Origin of the sequence: Aquicoccus sp. (genome assembly GCF_041686535.1) — a bacterium.
Classification (GTDB): domain Bacteria; phylum Pseudomonadota; class Alphaproteobacteria; order Rhodobacterales; family Rhodobacteraceae; genus Aquicoccus.
The window spans coordinates 1-1096 of record NZ_JAWLDS010000188.1 but is presented as its reverse complement, the minus strand read 5'-3'; the positions used below and the strand labels follow the sequence as shown (position 1 = coordinate 1096).

1 protein-coding gene is annotated in these 1096 nt (G+C 60.5%); it reads right to left on the bottom strand.

What is annotated here, in order from left to right:
* Nucleotides 1-433: 433 nt before the first annotated feature.
* Nucleotides 434-1096 (bottom strand): tetratricopeptide repeat protein (locus ACESL9_RS17770; protein ID WP_372675402.1); only part of this gene is annotated, 663 nt, incomplete at its 5' end.

The following is a 1096-nucleotide window of genomic DNA, read 5'->3' as shown; positions in this document are numbered from 1 at the left end:
CCGCGCGACGCCGCGGATCGCACTGAACACATTTTACAGGCCGATGAAACCGACTTGCAATGAAACTGGTTGCGGGAGTAGGATTTGAACCTACGACCTTCAGGTTATGAGCCTATCCTGCAGCGAATCCGATAATGCCTTAAAATCAAGTACTTAAATGGCAAGCCTTTGCTTTCGCCAACTTTCCAACTGCTCATTCACCGACACCCGCACGCATTTGAAGGCAGAACCGCGCGCAAATGCGCGTTCGCGCGTTGATGTGGCGTTGATGTGGCTGCGTTGTAGGGTAAGCAGGATCCGCATCGCAATCCATCAGTTGTGGTGCTCCAACAATCCCTAGCTACTGGTCTGCACGATGCGGTGAATGCCCTGCGGATGTGCGGTAATGACGACTCCCTACACCTACCCTCTACTCCAATTTCGACTTGGGGCATCACTTGCCTTGGGCCTCACTCAGTCTTTGCTTCAGAATATCGACCATCCACGCGTCAGCCGGCTGCAATCGATCCTCTTCTTTTAGCCGCTCGACGATAATGAGCGCGCGTGCATAGCGTTCCAAGGGGCCATCCCCAGCTTCCGCCAGCTTGACCAGGCTCACGATCAGGTCGCGCTGCCACTGGGTATTGGCCGGGTCAGCCGCCGTCAGGCGTTCTGCGATGTCGAGGCTGGCGCGGTAGCGCTCCAGCGCCGCCTTGCCTTCCCCGAAGGTCATGTGCAGGTCGCCAAGCTTCAACTGAATGACCGAGAGGTCGCGCTGCCACTCGGTGTTGGCCGGGTCCGCCGCGGTCAGGCGCTCTCTGATGTCGAGGCTGGCGCGGTAGCGCTCCAGCGCCGCCTTGCCGTCCCCGAAGGCCATGTGCAGGTCGCCAAGCTTATCATGACTGACCGAAAGGTCGCGCCGCCACTCGGTGTTGGCCGGGTCCGCCGCGGTCAGGCGCTCTCTGATGTCGAGGCTGGTGCGGTAGCGCTCCAGCGCCGCCTTGCCGTCCCCGAAGGCCATGTGCAGGTCGCCAAGCTTCAACTGAATGACCGAGAGGTCGCGCTGCCACTCGGTGTTGGCCGGGTCCGCCGCGGTCAGGCGCTCTCTGATGTCGAG